This is a genomic window from Mesorhizobium sp. M0663 (assembly GCF_040320585.1).
Lineage (GTDB): Bacteria > Pseudomonadota > Alphaproteobacteria > Rhizobiales > Rhizobiaceae > Mesorhizobium.
The window spans coordinates 587822-606390 of record NZ_JAMYPX010000001.1 but is presented as its reverse complement, the minus strand read 5'-3'; the positions used below and the strand labels follow the sequence as shown (position 1 = coordinate 606390).

The window sequence follows — 18569 nt, the reverse complement described above, 5'->3', positions numbered from 1 at the left end:
AGAATGCTTGATGGTCGTCACTCGCAGACTTCAGGAAGACGAATTCAAGGCTTGCTTCGCGGAGCCTATGACGAACGTCACCGCCACGGCAGAGGCTGCAGTAGACATATGGCCATATGTCGAGGCGCTGGATCTGGATGAGATCGGGCTGCCATATTTGAACGACGTCCACTATGTCTACCGAGACGCCCAAAACCGATTTGATCAGGTTTTGATTGGCACCGGCAGGTTCAACGCCCTTCTTGTGATCGTTGTCGATCTCAGCAGAAGCTCGGTGTTCGGACATTTCCTGCTGGATTTGAACAAGGAATACGGAGTAAGCGGTGGCCACTTGAGGTCCGTGTGACAGTCCTGCCGAATGCCAACCGTCATTGCCATTGCCTCCGGCAATCCGCCGTGGCGCTCCTTTGAAGCCACAGCTATTCTCATGCCATCGCTTGGGTGGGTGCAGATGATGACGCGTCGTTTCTTTGGACTTCTCGCAGCCGTCGCCGCAGCTTTCCTGCCGCCCCGCGCGGCGTCTCAAACGACGAACGCGCCGCGGCGCTTGCAGGATGACATTCCGATAGCCGCGCAGTGGATATCCAAAGCACTGCAAAGTTCGGGCTATGACGCGAATTTCACACCACGGAGCATATCGGAGGTGGAGCGCTTCTTTCGCGAGCAGACGAAGGACGGGGAGCCCATCTCCGCCGGTTTGATGTCGCAAGATATCGGGCCGCGCTTGTTTGCGTTGGGCAGCTATTGCGGCGAGGTGCTCCGCAGGGAACTTGGTGGGCATTGGCTGACGAATGATGATGATCCCGAAGGGGAAATCAACGCGGCTCTCGAAGTTGGAAGCGGCGTTACCTGCTGGCCCATGCAACGCGTGATGAAGCGACTGCGCAGCGGCGAGGACGACCTGTGGCTTGGGCCGCAGGGATCAGGTGAGGCTGAAAGGCGCGGCGAGGCTCTGCCCTAACCTGCTTCGTATTTTCGGATGAATGGAACACCATTGAACGTTTGTGTACAACAGGAACAGCTTGGCTTCATGTCTTCCAACCTGAGTTCGGGATCGACCAGCGCCAGGCGATTGTCCTGATCCAAGTACAGGCCACTGTAATATGAATTTTCTCCCACTCGGACGAACGAGTGCTTGTCGGCATCGTTGAGTGCAACGATCCAGAAAATCGGGTCCGGTCGATCCAGTCGCGCCACTGCCTGACTGTGAACATCGGACCAATCCTGTCCAACTTTCGAAAGCAGGAATCTGAACAACGGCGTGTAGTCGCGGCCCCATTGTTTTTCGCCATGCATGGAGCCGCGGCTCGTCTTGTCCTCTTTCTTGATATGCCGGGAAAATTTGTAGTCGCCGCCGCCATGGCGAACGCCGTGGGTTCGCGTGTTTTCCCGTCGGTAGAGTGGTTCTCTGTGTCGCATCCAGAAGATCCGCAGCCGCGTAACACCACGCTGGTCCGGCAGTATTTTTGCCGAACACCCCAATGGGTGCAAGAGGACGTCGGCTTCTCAGGTACCATTCATCGTTGACTGCATAATGCTCGTCGACATGCAGGAGCGTCGGATCGGCGTGCTGTCGGGCGGACAGAAGGCGCGTCTGATGATGCTGGCGCTGAGGCTCGCCAACCCCAACTTCTATTTGCTCGACGAGCCGACCAACCACCTCGATATCGATGGTCAGGAAGCACTGGAAGCGGAATCGCTGGAACATCAGGCGAGCTGCCTGCTTGCCTCGCACGACCGCTCCTTCATCCGCGCGGTTGGCAACCGCATCTGGCTGATCGAGAAACGGCGATTGACCGAGATCGACAGCCCGGAGGTGTTCTTCCGGGAGGTTGCCGAAGCCGGCGGCTGAAGGCTTGCGGAAAAAAATCCGGCGCTCTGTCGGATGATGATCGCATGCCACGTCCTTGGGTTGCCGACACGGTGATGCCGGCGCCAATTGAGGAGAAAGCATCATGTCTATTCTGTCATCCATAGGTCACGCCGTGACGCGTTACTCGGCGGCTCGCGCCCGTTATCGCAGCGAACGCGCCATCCTTTCATTGCCGATCGAGCTGCGCAAAGATATTGGCTGGCCGGAAATCGTCGTCGACGCGCAAAACAGCCCGCGGATTCGCATCGAAGGTTGAAAGGTGGCAGTTGGCCGTCGCGGCAGGCGCCATTTCGAATCCAAAAAACCATCGGCCGTGTAGGATCGTCGCCGTTCCGTTCGTCCTGTGGTTCGCAAAGGCAAACCAGACGCAAAGAGGAGCATGACATGAATGACCAGCCGCAGACCCAGCCCGCCGCCAAAGTGCTTGGCGGATTGACGCCCTACCTTCAGCTGGACGGCGCTTTCAAAGCCGCAGAATTTTACCAAAAGGCCTTCGGTGCCGAGCAGGTCTTTGCCTATCCGCCGGACGAACAGGGCCGTACCATGCATATCCATCTCCATATCAACGGTTCGACCCTGATGCTTTCCGACTTCTATCCCGAGCATGGAATGGCCGCTGTGAAGCCGCAGGGCTACACCATGCAGCTCCACCTCGGCAGCGACGACATCGACGCCTGGTGGCAGCGAGCCGTCGAGGCGGGCTGCAAGGAAGTCGTGCCGTTGCAGGTGATGTTCTGGGGCGATCGCTGGGGCAATATGCGTGATCCGTTCGGCGTCGAATGGGCAATGAACGCACCGGTGAAAGCAGCTTAGCATTCCACACAGGCTGTGTCTGAAATCACCTCTCCCGCTCCAGAGGGAGAGGAAAACGATCGCATGGAGGAAATCAGATGTCCTATGTCGACGGTTTCGTACTTGCCGTACCGAAGGCAAAGCTCGATGCTTACAAGAAGCTGGCGGAAACCGGCGGCGCCGTCTGGAAGGAGCACGGTGCTCTTGCCTACGTCGAATGCGTCGGCGACGACGTCCCTTATGGCGAGCTCACCTCGTTCCCGCGCGCCGTACAGGCCAAGGACGACGAGGTCGTCATCTTCTCATGGGTGGTCTACGAATCGCGCCAGAGCCGCGACGCGGCGATGGCCAAGGTGATGGCCGACCCGCGCCTCAAGTCGGACTGGGAGACCATGCCGTTCGACGGCAAGCGCATGATCTTTGGCGGTTTTCAGCCCTTCATCGAGCTGTAGGCGCCCCTCGATCAAGTTTGTCGTGCAGCGGCTTCAGCCGGTCGCCATAGCGCTTCCACAGGTCGACCGAGCCCTGATACATCGGCTGGCGCACTTGAGCAGCCGACGCCGTTCGCACCGGCCGGTCGGTCTGGTGGAACGACAGCACGGCGTCGTCCCACGGCAGGCCGAGATGGGCGATCAGCGCCCGCGACTGGCCTTCCTGGTCGGCGACGAAATCCTCGTAGCGAACGTCGTGCACGACATCAGGCAGCACGGCGTGCCAGTGCGCCATGATGTCGGTGTACAGATTGTGGAAATCGGCGAGCTCGTCGAGATCGTAGCCGTAGCGATGGCTTTCGCCTCGGAAGTGCACCTTGTAGATCGACAGGCAGGTCGCCGCCGCATCGCGCGAGCAATGGATGATCTTGGCCTTCGGCAGCATCAAATGGATGAAGCCCACCAAGAGGAAATTGCCGGGCATCTTGTCGGTGACGTGCCGAGAACCCGGATAGCGGGCGTGCAGCATGTCGAGATAGGCCTGGCCGGCCTCGGCATAGGCCTTGTCGGGCATGTCGGCGATGCCCCAGGGAAAGCCGCCCTTCATGCTGAGCGGAAACTGCTTGCCGACCGCCGTCTTCAATATGCTGAGCTCGCCGGCGCCATAGACCTGCGGATGGCTGGCGATGATCTGCTCGACCAGCGTGGTGCCGGAACGCGGCATGCCGACGACGAAGATCGGCGTGTCGTCGGCTATCTCGCTCGGCCTGTGCCTTTCAAAAAAGGCCTTGTCGAACACCGCCTTCATCGCCTCGAACTCGCCGCGCGTCTTGCCGGCGTCGTAGTCGATGCCCTGGCGGCGGATCGCGTTGCCTTCGGCGAAATAGTCGAAGGCGCGGCCATACTGCCTGAGGTCGTCATTGGCCTTGCCGAGACCGAAGGAAAGCTGCATGCGCGCCAGGCTGCCTTGCGGCGCCTTGGCGTGCTCCGCCTCCATGCGGGCAAGCTCGGCGTCGCGCTCCTTCTGGCGCTTGACCTGGGTAAGCATCAGCCAGGCCCTCGCCATGCCGGGGTCCACAGCCAGCGCCTGCCTGAAAAGATCCGCAGCCTCGTCGAGATTGCCCTTTTCCATCAGCCCGACACCCAGGCCGTGTAAAAGATCGGCATCCTTCGGCCGGATCGTCAGCGCCTCGCGAAAGACAGCCAGTGCCTCATCCAGCCGGCCCGCTTCCTGCAGCGTTTCGGCAAGCCCGACGCGGGCGCGGACATGGAACGGGTTGCGGCCGATCGTGCCGCGATAAATATCCTCGGCGCCTTCGAATTGGCCGAGCTGCTTCAGCGACGAGCCGAGATTGTCACGCGCCGCCAGCTGGTCCGGCCGAATCGCCACCACCTTGCGGAAGAGATCGGCGGCGGCCGCGACCCGGCCGAGGTCGCGCAGCACGGTGCCGAGATTGTTGAGGAAATCCGGATTGTTCGGTTGCAGACGCACCGATTGTTCGATCAGCGCCAGCCCCTCGGCGCTGCGCCCGGTCTGGTGCAGCAGAAGCCCGAGGAAATGCGCAGCAGCCGGGTGGTTGGCCTTTTGCGCCAGCACCTGTCGGTAAAGCGCCTCGGCTTCCTGCCGGCGCCCGGCCTGGTGCAGCTGCAGCGCCTGCTGCACGTGCTGGTCGAGCCCCAGCGGCGGCTGTCCGCCTGAGCCGTAACGTGCGCCTGCCGGTTGTCTCGGATCTCTGTTGATGGGAAACCTGCCGTGTTGTCCGCCTGCCGCGATCTAGGCCATCGCTGCGGCGCGTGCAAGAGCAGACGGCGGTCGCTGCGAAGCAAACCTTCGAACCCGGGGGGAGCCTACCGAAAGTCGGCCGGCGTCAGCACATACATGTTCCTGCGGCCGTGCGAGTAGGCTTGGCGCGCAATCTCGTGGATCGACGAACGCTTGGCGTCGAAGGCGCTGAGAAATTCGGCCTCGGCTCCGCTTGCTGCCGGGTTTGCCGCCGAAAGTGCCGCGACCTCGACAAAGAACGGGACTTCGAGCATGCCGTCATGGCCGACGAAACGAATGCGCTTGGCCGCCGCGTCATAGGAGCGGCTGGGATTGGGAAAATTGAGCGTCATGGCTTGCGCGTCAAATCAGGCGGTTGCTTTCGGCAAGCTGGCGCGCCCGCCGCGCCGTGCCGTCGGTGTCGGCAATCCTTCGCCTTGCCGCCTCGTCGCTTCTTATCGTGAGACGCGGCGACAAGACCTTTATCGGCTTTGCGACAGGACTGACTGCAACTGTCGGGACATCCGGTGTTCTTGCGGAGTTCATGACTCTCTTCCTTCCATTGCTAGATAAATACAAATGCCGGAGGAATTTTTTCGGAAGTTCTTCAAACAATTTTTGAGGTGCACCGGGACCGTATCATCGTTCTGCGGATAACTATAGAAAAGTAATTTGACGTTGGTAGGGGTAAGAGGCCGAAAACTTCTTGAATAAGCCGTATTTTCAGACTATTGGTATGAAACCGTTTTGGGCCATGCTTGGCCCCGCGGTGTCAGGGATTCTCGGCCCGCCAAACTTATCCAAATCGCCGACACCTGGTACCGCAATGCAGGCTCCGCTTCCGGGGCAGGCCGGAAAGAAACTTCAAGGCACGAGAACTTCAAGGCACAAGCGAGAACTTCGAGGCACAAGAATGTCTGCTCGCACCACCCATTCCATAGCGCATTTCGCGGCACCTTTCGTGCTTGGCGGGCTGGATGGCGTGCAGCCGGCCGGCGACTATGACATCGACCACGACGAAGAACTGATCGACGGCATGTCCTGGCCTGCCTGGCGCCGCGTCGCCACTTTCATCCATCTGCCGGCAAGGACAGTGAAAAGCGCGACCAGCCAGCTTGTCGCCATTGACCATGCCGAGCTCGACGCAGCGCTTCGGCACGACCAGGAGAATGTCACATGATCCGCTTCCAGCAGAATGCGCGGCGCACGGACACGCCGGCGCATATCTTCACCGTCGGCCAGACCGTCCGCATGAAGAGCCGCACCGGCCTTGCCCAAAAGACCGCGGAGCTGTTCCAGATCAAGAGCCGGCTGCCGGTCAAGGACGGCTCGCCGCAATATCGCATCCGCAGCGATCAGGAGACCTATGAGCGGGTCACCACGGAAGACAATCTCGAACCGGTCGACAACCCGGCCAACTGAGCCGACGCGCCGCAACGCTGCTTCACATGCTGATGGTGCCGCAGATCTGCGTCGCCTGCGCATCTCCAACGGGAACGGCGCTGAGCTCTACGCCGGCCCCCAGATGGTGCTTATCCGGCCAGGCTGTAGGTCGGTGCGCTAGCAGGGCCCGTCATCGACGACGCGATAATCCGCCGCGCGGGCTTCGCATTCGTTGGGGAATGTGCGCAGTTCGCCATGGCGACGGGCACAGACCGGGCGGTATTCGCGGGTGCAGAATGTCTGCTCCTCACCGCCACCACCACCGCCGCGGCACTCGCCCTCGCGAATGATGCGGTATCCGGCCCGTTCGGCAAGGCAGGCATTGGCGAAGGTCTGGCGGTCGCCGCCGCGCCGGGCACAGACCGGGTCATATTGCCTAGTGCAGAATTGCGGCCCCGGCCGTGGCGGGCGCGGCCCCGGCCCCTCATCATCCACCACGACGGTGCAGGCTGCGAGAATTGCCGACAGGAACAGGATGGAAAAAACCTGCCGCGGAAAGATTGCCGCAAGAAACCGCATGAATGTTCCCTCCCTCGAAACTCCTGCCTGCACAAATGGTGCCTGGGTCAGGCCGATCCTCGTCATTCCGCTGCCAGATGCAACCCCTGTTTGCAACTGGCGAGCCAGGGCGGTATGCCGGCGCAAGCCAAGACAGCACCTGCCCCGTTGGCTGGACCATGCCTGGGTGAAGTCTGGCCGATGACCGCGCAGAGAACCGGGACTATCGGTGCGATGCGTCGGGATGCGCCTGTTGGGGCCGCCCGCGGCTGTGTCTTGCAAGCATCACGTTTCCGTGCGATAAATTTTGTGTTCGGGCATTTGCGACCCGGAGAGCGGAACGTTTTGGACGACCTTTCCCCGATACTGTGAATCTCTGACAGCCCCGTTTTCGGCGGGGGGTTTTACCCATGCGCCAATGCATGACTGCCGAAGCAACCACCGGGACTTGCCCACGGCGCCAGGCGGCGGGCGGAACCACCAAGACTGACACGGGTGAAGGAGTTTCCCCAATGGCCCAGACCGGCACCGTTAAATTCTTCAACGCTACCAAAGGCTTCGGCTTCATCACGCCCGATGGCGGCGCCAAGGATGTGTTCGTCCACATCTCGGCGATCGAGGCTTCCGGGCTGCGCACGCTTGTCGACGGTCAGAAGGTCACCTTCGATGTCGAGCCCGACCGTATGGGCAAGGGTCCGAAAGCGGTCAATCTCCGCGCTGCCTGAAACCACAGCGTGCCGCGCGTCCTTTCGGGGTGTGAGGATGCTGCAAGGCTTTTGGAGTGAACTTGAATTCTGTAAAGGCGCGGCGGTTTTCGTCGCGCCTTTTGTGTTCCGGGATGCTTGCCCGCACCCGCAAAACTTTCTCTTGCCGATGGCACTAAAATAAAGGACAAATTTCCGTCCGGGCATTTGCCGGCCCGAGACTGGACTTGTGGGATCAAAGGAGCTTCCCATGCCGCAGACCGGCACCGTCAAATTCTTCAATCACGCCAAGGGCTTCGGCTTCATCACGCCGGACGACGGGGCAAAGGATGTCTTCGTCCATATTTCGGCCGTGCAGGCGTCGGGTCTTCCCGGTCTTGAGGATGGGCAGAAAGTGACATTCGACACCGAGCCGGACAAGCGCGGCAAGGGTCCGAAAGCCGTCAACCTGTCGATCGGCTGAACCACCCCCGGACAGAATGGACGTGGGCCGGTCTGGCCTGCGGTGTTTGCCGCACGCTTGAACCGCCCAGTTAGATGAACCGCCTGGTCAAATTTCGTTCAGCCCCCGTTCAGCCACGGTCGCATATTAATCTTCGTTAAAGCCGGACCGCATCCCCCGAAAACGACCCGGGCCGGCACGAAGGAGACCGACATGAACCGAATTTTCAAGACTGCCATCCTGTCCGCCGCGGTCGTTGCGACCACGCTTGCGACCTTGCCCGCGGCCAATGCCGACGAATGGCGCCATCACCGCCGCCACCACGGCCACGGCGACGCCGTTGCGGCCGGCGTGCTCGGCCTTGCGGCCGGTGCCCTGATCGGCGGTGCTCTCGCCAACCCGCAGCCCCGCTATTACGACCCGGCCTATGATGATGAATACTACAGGCCTGCCCCGGTACGCCGTTATTACGTGCAGCCGCGAGTGGCCTATGCCGAAAGCTATGCGGAGCCGTGGACCCGCGGCTGGTACGAATACTGCTCGGACCGCTACCGGAGCTTCAACGCCCGTACCGGCACGTTCACCGGCTATGACGGCGAACAGCATTTCTGCACCGCCAATTAGCGGAGGCAGTTTCCCGTCGGAAAAAAGCGCGGTCGCACAGGCCGCGCTTTTTGTTTCCGGCAAGCGGTTTCAGACCAGAAAAGGATTGCTCCGCCGCTCCTCACCAAAACGGCCGCCGGGACCATGGCCGCAGATAAAGCCGATGTCGTCGCCCAACGGCAAAAGCTTCTCCTTGATCGAGGCGATCAGCGCGGCGTGGTCGCCGCCCGGCAGGTCGGTGCGGCCGACCGAACCGCGGAACAGCACGTCGCCGACATGCGCGAACTTCGCCGCCCGGTTATAGTAGACGACGTGGCCGGGTGCGTGGCCCGGACAATGGAGCACCTCGAACTCGTGTGAGCCGAACGAAACGGTCTCGCCTTCGGCAAGGAACCGGTCGGGGACACAGTTGCGCACGGGATCGGTGATGCCGTAGCGCTTTGCCTGGTTCTCGAGATTGGCGAGCAGCGGCCGGTCGGCGGCATGCGGACCGATGATCTCGATACCGAGCGCCTCCTTCAGTTCCATGGCCCCGCCGGCATGGTCGATATGGCCATGGGTAATCCAGATCGCGCCGGCAGTGATCGCATTGTCCTCGAGCGCCGCCAGCACCTTGTCGATGTCACCGCCCGGATCGACGACAACGCCTTGTCTGTCGTCCATGTCGAAGAGGATGGTGCAGTTCTGCTGGAACAGCGTGACCGGCACGATGCCGGCGTTGAGCTGACCCATATTCGTCCTTTCACGCTGTCGGAGTGCTGCGCGTCCCCTCGAACGCGTCAGGAGAGCTCCAACCTTGAACCAGGCCCTGATGTAGAGACACACGCGAACGGCGTCCACCGCTCCCACAAACGGCAAACGAAATGGGCGGCCGAAGCCGCCCATTTGAAAACCTGAAACGTCGAAGCTTATTTCTTCATCGCGTTCATGACCGCACCGATGATGCCGGTCAGGATGGCGCCGCCGCCGGCACCGCCAACGATATTTGAAATGTTCAACGCGCTGCCGGCCCCTGCCGCCGTGGCGGCTGCTGCCGGATCGACCGCGCCACCCAGCAGACTGTTGAGGATGGCCGCACCGCCGACGCCGCCGACAGCGCCACCCAGGATTTTGGTAAGCTGCCCCATCGCCGCACTCTTGATAGCCGCACCCACCGCCTGGCCACCGATGATGCCCGTAATCACCTGAATAATGATCGGAAGAAGCGTGTTCATATCCATATTTCCAGTCCCTCCATAGCTGCCAGCCTCCCAGGCCGACGCCATCATGAGACGCCGAATTGAATGAAAGTCAAATGCGCAAACGCTTAAATAAAAGGGGCGGCCCGAAAACCGCCCCTACTTGATAAAAAACCTGTGACTTTCGTTATTCTGCAGCAATCGCGTGGTTGGGTTGAACCGCCGCAGAATAGTCGTTCATCAATGTCTTGGCGATATCGCCGACCTCGAATCGGTACGGACCGATCTCCGAAACCGGTGTCACCTCGGCCGCCGTGCCGGTGAGGAAGCACTGGTGGAAGCCTTCAAGCTCCTCCGGCATGATGGCGCGCTCGATCACCTCCAAACCGCGGTCCTTGGCAAGGTCGATGACCGTGCGGCGGGTGATGCCGTCGAGGAAGCAATCAGGCTTGGGCGTATGGATCTTGCCGTCCTTGACGAAGAAGATGTTGGCGCCTGTCGCTTCCGCCACCTGGCCACGCCAGTCGAGCATCATGGCGTCGGCATAGCCCTTGGCCTCGGCGGCATGCTTGGACATGGTGCAGATCATGTAGAGGCCGGCCGCCTTCGATTTCGACGGTGCGGTGCGCGGGTCGGGGCGGCGCCATTCGGCCATGTCGAGCCGGATGCCCTTGAGCTTCTGCGCCGGGTCGAAATAGCTTGGCCACTGCCAGATGGCGATGGCGCAGTTGATCCGGCTGTTCTGTGCGGAAACGCCCATCTGTTCACTGCCGCGCCACGCGATCGGCCGGACATAGGCGTCCTGGAAACCTTGCTTCTTCAACAGCGTGCGGCAGGCGTCGTCGATCTCGGCGACCGAGTAGGGTATCTTGAAGCCAAGCAGGCGCGCCGATTCATGCAGGCGTTCGGTGTGGTCGGTCAGCTTGAAAATTTCGCCGCCATAAGCGCGCTCGCCCTCGAATACCGCGCTGGCGTAGTGCAGCCCGTGGGTCAAGACGTGGATCTTGGCGTCGGCCCATTTGACGAACTCGCCGTTCATCCAGATAAAGCCGTCCAGTTGGTCGAAGGGAACGGATGCCATGGTAACCTCCCGCGGGCGGCAGCCCGCACATCATTGTGTCGTTGCGTGTTTCGCCTCGGCCGCTGCGGGCGGCCATTGTGTCAAAGCGTAGGCGGATATTTAAGGTCTGGCAAACTCAGGAAGTTCCGGAAAAAACGGCTTCGCTTGCCTTTTCGTTCGCAATCCGCCGAAAAGCTTGCCAAAAATTACCATCGCGCGGAAAATACGTCAATAGTGCTGACATAATTTCCTGCTTCACACGGAGAAAAGATGACGAGCCACGCAGCCGCAGAACCGATCAGGACGGCGATCACCGACGAGGACGGCATCGATTTCGCCATCATCGAGTTGTTTTTCTTCGCCTATCGCGACTTTACCTCCGATCCGGACCAGATCCTGGCCGAATACGGTTTTGGCCGTGCCCATCACCGGGTTCTGCATTTCGTCAATCGCCGGCCCGGGCTGACGGTCGCCGAGCTCCTCGACGTGCTCAAGATCACCAAGCAGAGCCTGGCGCGCGTGCTCAAGCAACTGATCGACACCGACCATATCGTGCAATTGCAGGGCCCTCGCGACCGCCGCCAGCGCGAACTCTACCCGACGGCCAAGGGCCGTGCCCTGGCGCTGGCGCTGGCGCGGCCACAGTCGCGCCGCATCCATGCTGCATTGGAAGATTCCGGAGCCACCGAACGCGCCGTTATCGAACGGTTCCTTGAAGCGATGGTCAATCCGGAACTAAGGGCGCAGATCGACATTGTGCCCGCAAAGATGTCAGGGAAAAACCATGGAGACCATTGAGAGGGTTGATCATCCGACAGCACCGGAAGACGACGCGCCGCATCTGCTGGTGGTCGACGACGACACCCGTATCCGCAATCTTCTGAAACAGTATCTGACCGAAAACGGCTTTCGCGTCACCGTCGCCGGAAATTCCGGCGAGGCGCGGCGCAAGCTCGCCGGCCTCGACTTCGATCTGATCGTGCTCGACGTCATGATGCCGGGTGAAAGTGGCGTCGACCTCACCAAGGCGCTGCGGGCGGAGAAAAACGTGCCGATCCTGATGCTCACCGCACTGTCCGAAACCGACAGCCGGATCACCGGGCTCGAGGCCGGCGCCGACGACTATCTGCCTAAACCGTTCGACCCGCGCGAGCTGATCCTGCGTATCAACAATATCCTGCGCCGCGGCGGCCCCGCGACAACGCCTAAGGTCGAACAGCTGGTCTTTGGCCCCTATACGTTCCAGATCGCCAGGCGTGAGCTGAAGCGCGGCGGCGAGGCGCTCAAGCTGACCGACCGCGAGCAGGAAATCCTGGCGATCTTCGCTGCGCGTGCCGGCGAAACGATACCGCGGCATGAGCTTGTCGGCGATGAATCCGAGGTCGGCGAGCGCACGATCGACGTCCAGATCAATCGGCTCCGCCGCAAGATCGAACGCGATCCGTCCAATCCGGTCTGGCTGCAGACAGTGCGCGGTATTGGGTATCGGCTCAGCGTGGAATAGAATGTCGCCGACAGCGGTCCTTTGCCGGGCCGCCGGTGAGCGAAAAGACGAATGGCGACCACGCAACTCGAACGGCCGGGAGATGGCGGCTTGAGCGCTCGCGCGACGCGGGCGCTCAAGGCCGTGCCGCGCGCCTGGAACCGTTTCTGGCGCCTGGTGTCGCTTTACATGCCGAAGCGGCTCTATGCCCGTTCGCTGATCATCGTCATCGCGCCGATGATCATGCTGCAGTCGGTCGTCGCCTTTGTCTTCATGGAGCGCCACTGGCAGACCGTGACGCAGCGCCTGTCGCAGGCCACGGTGCGCGACATCGCCGCCATCATCGACCTGATAGAGACCTATCCTCACGACGCCGACTACGCCAACGTCATCCGCATCGCCCAGGATCGCATGCAGCTGAAGGTCGACCTCCTGCCGCCCGACCCGCTGCCGCCTCCCGGGCCAAAGCCGTTCTTCTCGATCCTCGACGAGATCCTTTCGTCCGAGATCACCCGCCAGATCAACCGTCCGTTCTGGATCGATACGGTCGGCAATTCCAATATCGTCGAGGTCCGCGTCCAGCTCGAGAACAAGGTGCTGCGCGTCTTCGTGCGCCGCAGCCAGGCCTATGCATCGAACACCCATATTTTCCTGATCTGGATGGTCGGCACCTCGCTGGTGCTGCTGATGATCGCCATTCCCTTCCTGCGCAACCAGATCCGGCCGATTCTGACGCTGGCCGAGGCGGCCGAGAGCTTCGGCAAGGGCCGGCCGATGCCGCGCGATTTTCGCCCGCGCGGAGCCGAGGAAGTCCGCCGCGCCGGCTTTGCCTTCATACAGATGCGCGAACGCATCGAACGCCAGCTCGAGCAGCGTACCGCCATGCTGAGCGGCGTCAGCCACGATCTGAGGACCATCCTCACCCGCTTCAAACTGCAATTGGCGCTTGCCGGGACCAAGGCGGCCGATACCCAGGCACTCGACCAAGACATCGACGACATGCAGTCGATGCTGGAAGGCTACCTTGCCTTTGCACGCGGCGAAGCTTCGGAAGACGCAGGTCAGTTCGATCTCGAAGCCTTCTTCGACAAGCTTCGCGAGGAAGCCGCGCTGCGCAAGCGCAAGCTGTCGACCGTGCTTGTCGGCGATCCGCATGTGCACGTGCGCCCCAATGCCTTTGCCCGGCTGCTGTCCAACGTCGTCGGCAATGCATTCCGCTATGCCAAGACGGTGGAGATCAATGCCAATCATGGGCGCGGTTCGCTGCTCGTCACCATCGACGATGACGGTCCGGGCATTCCGCCCGAAAAGCGGGAGGATGTATTCAAGCCGTTCGTGCGGCTCGACGAGGCCCGCAACCTCGACGCCAGCGGCACCGGCCTTGGCCTCTCCATCGCACGTGACATTGCCCGCAGCCATGGCGGCGACATCGTCCTCGAACGCAGCCCGCTCGGCGGCCTTCGGGCGGTGATCAAGGTCCCCGCTTGACGGCAGCGACACCCGGCCTTCATCGGCCCGTCATGAAACCATGGTGAAGAGCGCCAATGAAGCGCGCAATCCTGATTGATTCGGCCCTGCGGCCTCATTTCGACCCCGCGCCTGCCCGGGTGCGCTGGTGCGACGCCAGAGCTGCGGCGTGGTCGCCGTTCAGGCATCGCGGCAAGCCAATCAAGCTTGCCGCCAAGGGACCGCCATGCGCATCCTGATGGTCACCGACGCCTGGCGCCCGCAAGTCAACGGCGTCGTCCACACGCTGGAGCGCCTCTCGGAGACCCTGAAATCCTTCGATATCGAGACGGACTTCCTGACGCCGAATATCTTTCGCACCCTGCCTCTGCCGACCTATCCCGATATCAGGCTGGCGCTGACGACGCCGCACCGCGTGGCGCGGCTGATCGAGGCGCGCAAGGTGGACCACATCCATATCGTCACCGAAGGACCGCTCGGCATTATGGCCCGGCGCTACTGCCGCAACGCCGGCCGCCCGTTCACGACCAGCTATCACACACGTTTTCCGGAATATCTGAGCGCACGCCTGCCGGTGCCTGAAGCATGGGCCTATCGCTGGCTGCGCGATTTCCACAATTCAGGACAGGGCACGCTGGTTGCCACACAGTCGCTTGCCAACGATCTTGCGGCGCGCGGTTTCACCAAGCTCCGGCCGTGGACGCGCGGCGTCGACACCGATCATTTTCGGCCGGACAAAAGAAAGGACCTGGGATTCCCCGGACCGATCTTCCTCTGCGTCGGCCGCGTCGCGATCGAAAAGAACCTGCCGGCCTTCCTCGACCTCGACCTGCCCGGCAGCAAGTTGGTCGTAGGCGAAGGGCCGGAATTGGCGAAGCTGAAGGCCAGATATCCCGATGCCCATTTCCTCGGCCATCGTCCGAACGACGAACTGGCCGAGATCTACGCCTCGGCCGATGTTTTCGTCTTCCCCAGCCGTACCGACACGTTCGGCAACGTCATCATCGAGGCGCTGGCCAGCGGCACGCCGGTCGCAGCCTATCCCGTCACCGGACCAATCGATATCGTCGGCGACGGCATCGGCGGCGCGGTGTCGGACGACCTGCGGCAAGCAGCGCTCGCCGCCCTTCACGTCGACCGCGCCGAGGCGCGGCAACGCGCGATGCGCTACAGCTGGAAGGCCTGCGCGGAAATGTTCATGGAAACGGTCGAAGAGGCGCTGGGTACCAGGCGTAAACTGGCTGCGTGAACAACAGCGCAGCTAGAACAACCTGCCGCCGTCCGGCACCTTGCGCTCGATCGCGCCAAGGACGACGGCGCCCTCCTCGTCAGGAAAGCCGAGCGTCAGCACTTCCGACATGAATGGCCCGATCTGACGCGGCGGGAAATTGACCACCGCGAACACCTGCCGGCCGATCAGGGTTTCGGGCGTATAATATTTCGTGATCTGGGCCGAGGATTTCTTCACCCCGATCACGGGACCGAAATCGATTTTCAATTTGATCGCCGGCTTGCGCGCCTCGGGAAAAGGCTCGGCCTCGACGATCGTGCCGGCGCGGATGTCGATGCGGTCGAAATCGGCAAAGCTGATCTCGGGTTTTCGCGCGTTGCTCGAACTCATCGACGGTCAGGCGTTTCCGTAGGTTTCCAACAGCACGCCGGCCAACGCATCCTTGGCCGAAGTGCCTGACCAGACGACGAACTGGAACGCCTGGAAATAGCATTCGCAGGCCTCCAGCGCCGACGACAGCAGCACCTCGACCTGCTGGCTCGACGGCTCGACCCCACCGGCCAGCAGCAGCGACTGGCGGAACATGATGGCGCCTTCCTGCTCCCAGAGGTCGAAATGGCCAAATAGCATCTGCTCGTTGATCAGCGAAAGCAGCCGCATCACCTCGAGCGCGCGCGCCTCCGGGACCTTGATGTCGAAGGCGCAGGCCAGGTGCAGCGCCTCATAGTCCTCCATCCAGGAGAATGAAACGTGGTAGTCGGTCCAGCTTCCGGCAACAGAGATCGAGATCTCGTCGTCGCCGGCCCGCTCGAAGGACCAATCGTTGTTGTGCGCCACCTGCTCGATAACATCCACCGGATGGATTTCGCGGGAGAATTCGAGTTCGAGAAGTTCCATGAAATGCTTCCTGTCGTTCTGGGAGCGCCACCACACGCTCCGCTGGAGAGGCACACTCGAACAATTCTGCCTAGAACTCGGACGGCCAGGACTTCGTCAACGCAAAGACCCCGGACCGGACCCCACCGCCCGGCGCATGACCCTGCTCCGAATCATGCAACAAATTCAGTCTATTGATCGGGAGTCGCGTGACCAGCCAAATTTTTCGCACTGCGTCATTCGCATGTGGAAAGGCGCTGTCACAAAGATTCACGCAGTACCGGTAAGCGATTCACGACAAAGCGCTTTTTGCGATCCGGCTTTGTGGAAAAGTTTAACGATTTATTTCTTGTTATTTTTTTGCACGCGGCTTTGACGCAGCCGCAGGCGCTGGTTGACCGGTCAATTCGGCAAGCCTGGCCTCAAGCGCCTCGATGCGAGCGGCGAGGCGGGTGTTTTCTTCCCTGGCCTTCGCCGCCATGTCGCGAGCGGCCTCGAATTCCTCGCGCTGCACCACGTCCATGGAGTTGAGTATGCGCTCGGCCTGGCCCCTGAAGGCGGTCTCCACCTCGCGCCGCACGCCTTGCGCGGCACCGGCTGCATCGGTCATCAGCTTGGCGAATTCATCGAGAATGCGGTTCGGTCCGGTCGCCATGGCAAATCCTCGCTTGGTCGAATTGACGTAGTGGCGCGCGATTCGGAATGCAAGCATATGCTTGCCTTGACCGCGCCAAAAGCCTGCCGCATGGTCCGCGCCCGAACCTGATTGGGAACCCGGAGACCCTGTTGAGCGAATATTTGCTGCCGCTGGCCGCCCTGCCCTTTCCCAACATCGACCCGGTCATCGTCCGGATCGGACCGCTGGCGGTGCATTGGTACGGCGTCGGCTACATCGTCGGCATTCTGTTCGCCTGGTGGTATGCCAAGCGCCTCGTCACCAACCCAAAACTGTGGCCCGACGGCACCCTGCCGATGAAGCCCGTCGACCTCGATGACTTCATCGTCTGGGCAGCCATCGGTGTGGTGCTCGGCGGACGCACCGGCTACGTGCTGTTCTACGACCTGCCGCGCTACATTGCCAATCCGCTCGATATCGTCGCCGTCTGGCAGGGCGGGATGTCGTTTCATGGCGGCCTGATCGGCGTCATTCTCGCAATGACGCTGTTTTCCCGGTCTCGTGGCATCCGCACATGGTCGCTGTTCGACGTGGTTGCCGCCGGCGTGCCGGTGGGGCTTGGCCTCGTTCGCCTGGCAAACTTCATCAATTCCGAACTATGGGGCCGGCCGACCGACGTTCCATGGGCATTCGAATTCCCCAATGGCGGCCCATTTGCACGCCATCCGAGCCAGATCTACGAGGCGCTGCTCGAAGGGCTGGTGTTGTTCCTTGTCCTGCGCTTCCTCACCCATTCGCGGCTCAAGCTGAAGGCGCCGCGCTTCGTCGGCGGCGCCTTCATCGCCGGCTATGGCGCCTCGCGCATCTTCGTCGAATTCTTTCGCGAGCCCGACCAGCAGCTTGGCTACCTCCTTGGCACGAGCTGGCTGACCATGGGAATGGTGCTGTCACTGCCGATGGTGCTGGCCGGCATCTGGGCGATGGCTACAGCCAAGCCGGTGACAAAACCGCAGCCGGCATGACGCGGCTGAAGACCCGCATCGCCGAGCTGATCGGTGCCGTGGGACCGATCCCCATCAGCGAATACATGGCGCTCTGCCTGTTCGATCCGCAGGACGGCTATTATACGACACGTGAGCCGTTCGGCGCCGCCGGCGACTTCGTCACCGCGCCGGAGGTCAGCCAGATGTTTGGCGAGCTGGTCGCCATCTGGCTCTATCAGGCGTGGCTGGCGATCCACCGGCCGACGCCGGTCGCCATCGCCGAAATAGGCCCCGGCCGCGGCACGCTGATGAGAGATATGCTGCGCACGCTTTCGCGGCTCGATCCGACGCTTACCGCCAGCGCATCGTTCGCCTTGATCGAGACCAGTCTGCGGTTGACCGAGGTCCAGAAACGAACGCTTGCCGGGACGTCGGCCACCATCGCCTGGCATGAGGCCGTCGACACACTACCGCAGGGGCCGCTTCTGATTGTTGGTAACGAGCTGTTTGACGCGGTGCCCATCCGCCAGTTCGTCCGCGCTGGGGCCGGCTGGCGCGAGCGGATGATCGGTCTCGACGATGCGAACCGGCTGCGCTTTTTCGTCGGCGCTGGCTCGCTTGACCCGATGCTGCTGCCGGAGGGTGCCGAGAATGCGCCGCAAGGTGCCATCGTCGAGGTGGCGCCAGCCCGCGCCGCCCTGATGGCGGCCATCGCCGGGCGACTTGCCGGATTTGGCGGCGCCGGCCTGTTTCTCGACTATGGTCACCTCCAGCCCGGGATCGGCGACACCTTGCAGGCCTTGCGCAAGCATGGTCATGAGGACGTGCTGGCCAATCCGGGGCAGGCCGATCTCACAGCCCATGTCGATTTCGCTGCCCTCGCGGCAACCGTTCGGGCACACAGCCTCGATGCCCACCTCTCAACGCAAGGTGAATTCCTGCTCAAGATGGGGCTTCTCGAACGAGCTGGCCGGCTCGGCGCCAATGCCGATGAGGCAGCTCGCGAAAAGATCGCGGCCGACGTCGAGCGCCTGGCCGGCCCGCTGGCCATGGGCGAACTCTTCAAGGTGCTTGCCGTCCTCCCCGCCGGCATTGCCGTTCCGCCGTTTCCAAGCACGGATTGACTT

General features: G+C 61.8%; 28 protein-coding genes. 17 read left to right on the top strand and 11 right to left on the bottom strand.

The window, feature by feature from the left end:
• Positions 1–67: 67 nt before the first annotated feature.
• Positions 68–346: a hypothetical protein gene (locus NKI54_RS03000; protein ID WP_352690642.1), complete on the top strand. Its 279-nt coding sequence runs from the start codon at positions 68–70 to the stop codon at positions 344–346.
• 12 nt (positions 347–358) lie between these two features.
• Positions 359–961, top strand: a complete 603-nt coding sequence (locus NKI54_RS02995) for a hypothetical protein (protein ID WP_352690640.1) — start codon at positions 359–361, stop codon at positions 959–961.
• Here the strand turns inward: NKI54_RS02995 and NKI54_RS02990 are convergent.
• Complete coding sequence (locus tag NKI54_RS02990) at positions 958–1419, bottom strand: hypothetical protein (protein ID WP_352690638.1); 462 nt, start codon at positions 1417–1419, stop codon at positions 958–960. The genes NKI54_RS02995 and NKI54_RS02990 overlap by 4 nt on opposite strands.
• On the opposite strand from NKI54_RS02990, the gene NKI54_RS02985 reads away from it, so the two are divergent.
• The 4 genes from NKI54_RS02985 to NKI54_RS02970 all read left to right on the top strand — a co-directional run bounded on the left by NKI54_RS02985 (position 1409) and on the right by NKI54_RS02970 (position 3117).
• The gene (locus NKI54_RS02985; RefSeq protein ID WP_352690695.1) at positions 1409–1852 is read left to right on the top strand and encodes an ATP-binding cassette domain-containing protein; all 444 of its coding nucleotides are present in this window, start codon (positions 1409–1411) and stop codon (positions 1850–1852) included. The two genes, NKI54_RS02990 and NKI54_RS02985, sit on opposite strands and share 11 nt — an antisense overlap.
• Before the next feature lie 103 nt (positions 1853–1955).
• The gene (locus NKI54_RS02980; RefSeq protein WP_023719167.1) at positions 1956–2129 is read left to right on the top strand and encodes a hypothetical protein; all 174 of its coding nucleotides are present in this window, start codon (positions 1956–1958) and stop codon (positions 2127–2129) included.
• A 128-nt stretch (positions 2130–2257) separates the two neighbouring features.
• Positions 2258–2686 carry a VOC family protein gene (locus NKI54_RS02975; RefSeq protein WP_023678402.1) on the top strand — a complete coding sequence of 143 codons (429 nt, stop codon included), beginning with the start codon at positions 2258–2260 and terminating at the stop codon, positions 2684–2686.
• A 77-nt stretch (positions 2687–2763) separates the two neighbouring features.
• Positions 2764–3117 carry a DUF1428 domain-containing protein gene (locus NKI54_RS02970; protein WP_352690636.1) on the top strand — a complete coding sequence of 118 codons (354 nt, stop codon included), beginning with the start codon at positions 2764–2766 and terminating at the stop codon, positions 3115–3117.
• Here the strand turns inward: NKI54_RS02970 and NKI54_RS02965 are convergent.
• From NKI54_RS02965 to NKI54_RS02955, 3 genes are all read right to left on the bottom strand, one after another.
• Positions 3104–4759 carry a tetratricopeptide repeat-containing sulfotransferase family protein gene (locus NKI54_RS02965; protein WP_352690634.1) on the bottom strand — a complete coding sequence of 552 codons (1656 nt, stop codon included), beginning with the start codon at positions 4757–4759 and terminating at the stop codon, positions 3104–3106. The two genes, NKI54_RS02970 and NKI54_RS02965, sit on opposite strands and share 14 nt — an antisense overlap.
• 185 nt (positions 4760–4944) lie before the next feature.
• On the bottom strand, positions 4945–5211 hold the full coding sequence (locus NKI54_RS02960; RefSeq protein WP_023678405.1) for a DUF1488 family protein: 267 nt from the start codon (positions 5209–5211) through the stop codon (positions 4945–4947).
• A 10-nt stretch (positions 5212–5221) separates the two neighbouring features.
• Complete coding sequence (locus NKI54_RS02955; RefSeq protein WP_023678406.1) at positions 5222–5404, bottom strand: hypothetical protein; 183 nt, start codon at positions 5402–5404, stop codon at positions 5222–5224.
• A gap of 367 nt (positions 5405–5771) precedes the next feature.
• On the opposite strand from NKI54_RS02955, the gene NKI54_RS02950 reads away from it, so the two are divergent.
• The gene (locus NKI54_RS02950; protein WP_023678407.1) at positions 5772–6038 is read left to right on the top strand and encodes a hypothetical protein; all 267 of its coding nucleotides are present in this window, start codon (positions 5772–5774) and stop codon (positions 6036–6038) included.
• Positions 6035–6280 carry a hypothetical protein gene (locus NKI54_RS02945; RefSeq protein ID WP_023678408.1) on the top strand — a complete coding sequence of 82 codons (246 nt, stop codon included), beginning with the start codon at positions 6035–6037 and terminating at the stop codon, positions 6278–6280. Before NKI54_RS02950 ends, NKI54_RS02945 begins: the two co-directional genes overlap by 4 nt.
• Positions 6281–6418: 138 nt before the next feature.
• Here the strand turns inward: NKI54_RS02945 and NKI54_RS02940 are convergent, their stop codons facing one another.
• Positions 6419–6820, bottom strand: coding sequence for a Kazal-type serine protease inhibitor family protein (locus tag NKI54_RS02940; RefSeq protein ID WP_023678409.1), 402 nt, complete (start codon positions 6818–6820; stop codon positions 6419–6421).
• Positions 6821–7311: 491 nt separating this feature from the next.
• On the opposite strand from NKI54_RS02940, the gene NKI54_RS02935 reads away from it, so the two are divergent.
• The 3 genes from NKI54_RS02935 (at position 7312) to NKI54_RS02925 (ending at position 8569) form a co-directional block, all read left to right on the top strand.
• Positions 7312–7524: a cold-shock protein gene (locus NKI54_RS02935; protein WP_006202520.1), complete on the top strand. Its 213-nt coding sequence runs from the start codon at positions 7312–7314 to the stop codon at positions 7522–7524.
• A 229-nt stretch (positions 7525–7753) separates the two neighbouring features.
• Positions 7754–7966 (top strand): cold-shock protein, encoded by a 213-nt coding sequence (locus tag NKI54_RS02930; RefSeq protein ID WP_006202521.1) that lies wholly within the window; start codon positions 7754–7756, stop codon positions 7964–7966.
• Positions 7967–8158: 192 nt separating this feature from the next.
• Positions 8159–8569, top strand: coding sequence for a BA14K family protein (locus NKI54_RS02925; RefSeq protein WP_352690632.1), 411 nt, complete (start codon positions 8159–8161; stop codon positions 8567–8569).
• Between the two features lie 69 nt (positions 8570–8638).
• On the opposite strand, the gene NKI54_RS02920 is transcribed toward NKI54_RS02925, so the two are convergent.
• The 3 genes from NKI54_RS02920 to NKI54_RS02910 all read right to left on the bottom strand — a co-directional run bounded on the left by NKI54_RS02920 (position 8639) and on the right by NKI54_RS02910 (position 10807).
• Entirely contained in the window at positions 8639–9280 is a 642-nt protein-coding gene (locus NKI54_RS02920) for an MBL fold metallo-hydrolase (protein ID WP_352690630.1), read from the bottom strand.
• Positions 9281–9456: 176 nt separating this feature from the next.
• Entirely contained in the window at positions 9457–9768 is a 312-nt protein-coding gene (locus NKI54_RS02915) for a hypothetical protein (RefSeq protein ID WP_023678412.1), read from the bottom strand.
• A 145-nt stretch (positions 9769–9913) separates the two neighbouring features.
• Positions 9914–10807, bottom strand: a complete 894-nt coding sequence (locus tag NKI54_RS02910) for a branched-chain amino acid aminotransferase (protein ID WP_352568001.1) — start codon at positions 10805–10807, stop codon at positions 9914–9916.
• A gap of 249 nt (positions 10808–11056) precedes the next feature.
• Between NKI54_RS02910 and NKI54_RS02905 the strand changes: the two genes are divergently transcribed.
• The 4 genes from NKI54_RS02905 to NKI54_RS02890 all read left to right on the top strand — a co-directional run bounded on the left by NKI54_RS02905 (position 11057) and on the right by NKI54_RS02890 (position 14985).
• Positions 11057–11584, top strand: coding sequence for a MarR family winged helix-turn-helix transcriptional regulator (locus NKI54_RS02905; RefSeq protein ID WP_023678414.1), 528 nt, complete (start codon positions 11057–11059; stop codon positions 11582–11584).
• Entirely contained in the window at positions 11571–12290 is a 720-nt protein-coding gene (locus NKI54_RS02900; RefSeq protein WP_023678415.1) for a response regulator, read from the top strand. The genes NKI54_RS02905 and NKI54_RS02900 overlap by 14 nt, the downstream gene beginning before the upstream one ends.
• Before the next feature lie 51 nt (positions 12291–12341).
• On the top strand, positions 12342–13757 hold the full coding sequence (locus tag NKI54_RS02895) for an ATP-binding protein (RefSeq protein ID WP_023678416.1): 1416 nt from the start codon (positions 12342–12344) through the stop codon (positions 13755–13757).
• Positions 13758–13962: 205 nt separating this feature from the next.
• Positions 13963–14985 carry a glycosyltransferase family 4 protein gene (locus tag NKI54_RS02890; RefSeq protein ID WP_352568002.1) on the top strand — a complete coding sequence of 341 codons (1023 nt, stop codon included), beginning with the start codon at positions 13963–13965 and terminating at the stop codon, positions 14983–14985.
• A gap of 12 nt (positions 14986–14997) precedes the next feature.
• Here NKI54_RS02890 and NKI54_RS02885 read toward each other — a convergent pair whose 3' ends face one another.
• From NKI54_RS02885 to NKI54_RS02875, 3 genes are all read right to left on the bottom strand, one after another.
• The gene (locus NKI54_RS02885) at positions 14998–15357 is read right to left on the bottom strand and encodes a tRNA-binding protein (protein ID WP_352568003.1); all 360 of its coding nucleotides are present in this window, start codon (positions 15355–15357) and stop codon (positions 14998–15000) included.
• Between the two features lie 6 nt (positions 15358–15363).
• Positions 15364–15864 (bottom strand): type III secretion system chaperone family protein, encoded by a 501-nt coding sequence (locus NKI54_RS02880; protein WP_352690628.1) that lies wholly within the window; start codon positions 15862–15864, stop codon positions 15364–15366.
• Between the two features lie 331 nt (positions 15865–16195).
• Positions 16196–16498, bottom strand: coding sequence for an accessory factor UbiK family protein (locus NKI54_RS02875; RefSeq protein WP_352469829.1), 303 nt, complete (start codon positions 16496–16498; stop codon positions 16196–16198).
• A gap of 131 nt (positions 16499–16629) precedes the next feature.
• Here NKI54_RS02875 and lgt point away from each other — a divergent pair, with 131 nt between their 5' ends.
• Both lgt and NKI54_RS02865 read left to right on the top strand, forming a co-directional pair.
• The gene (gene lgt / locus NKI54_RS02870; protein ID WP_352450498.1) at positions 16630–17481 is read left to right on the top strand and encodes a prolipoprotein diacylglyceryl transferase; all 852 of its coding nucleotides are present in this window, start codon (positions 16630–16632) and stop codon (positions 17479–17481) included.
• The gene (locus tag NKI54_RS02865) at positions 17478–18566 is read left to right on the top strand and encodes a class I SAM-dependent methyltransferase (RefSeq protein ID WP_352568004.1); all 1089 of its coding nucleotides are present in this window, start codon (positions 17478–17480) and stop codon (positions 18564–18566) included. Before lgt ends, NKI54_RS02865 begins: the two co-directional genes overlap by 4 nt.
• Positions 18567–18569: the final 3 nt, after the last annotated feature.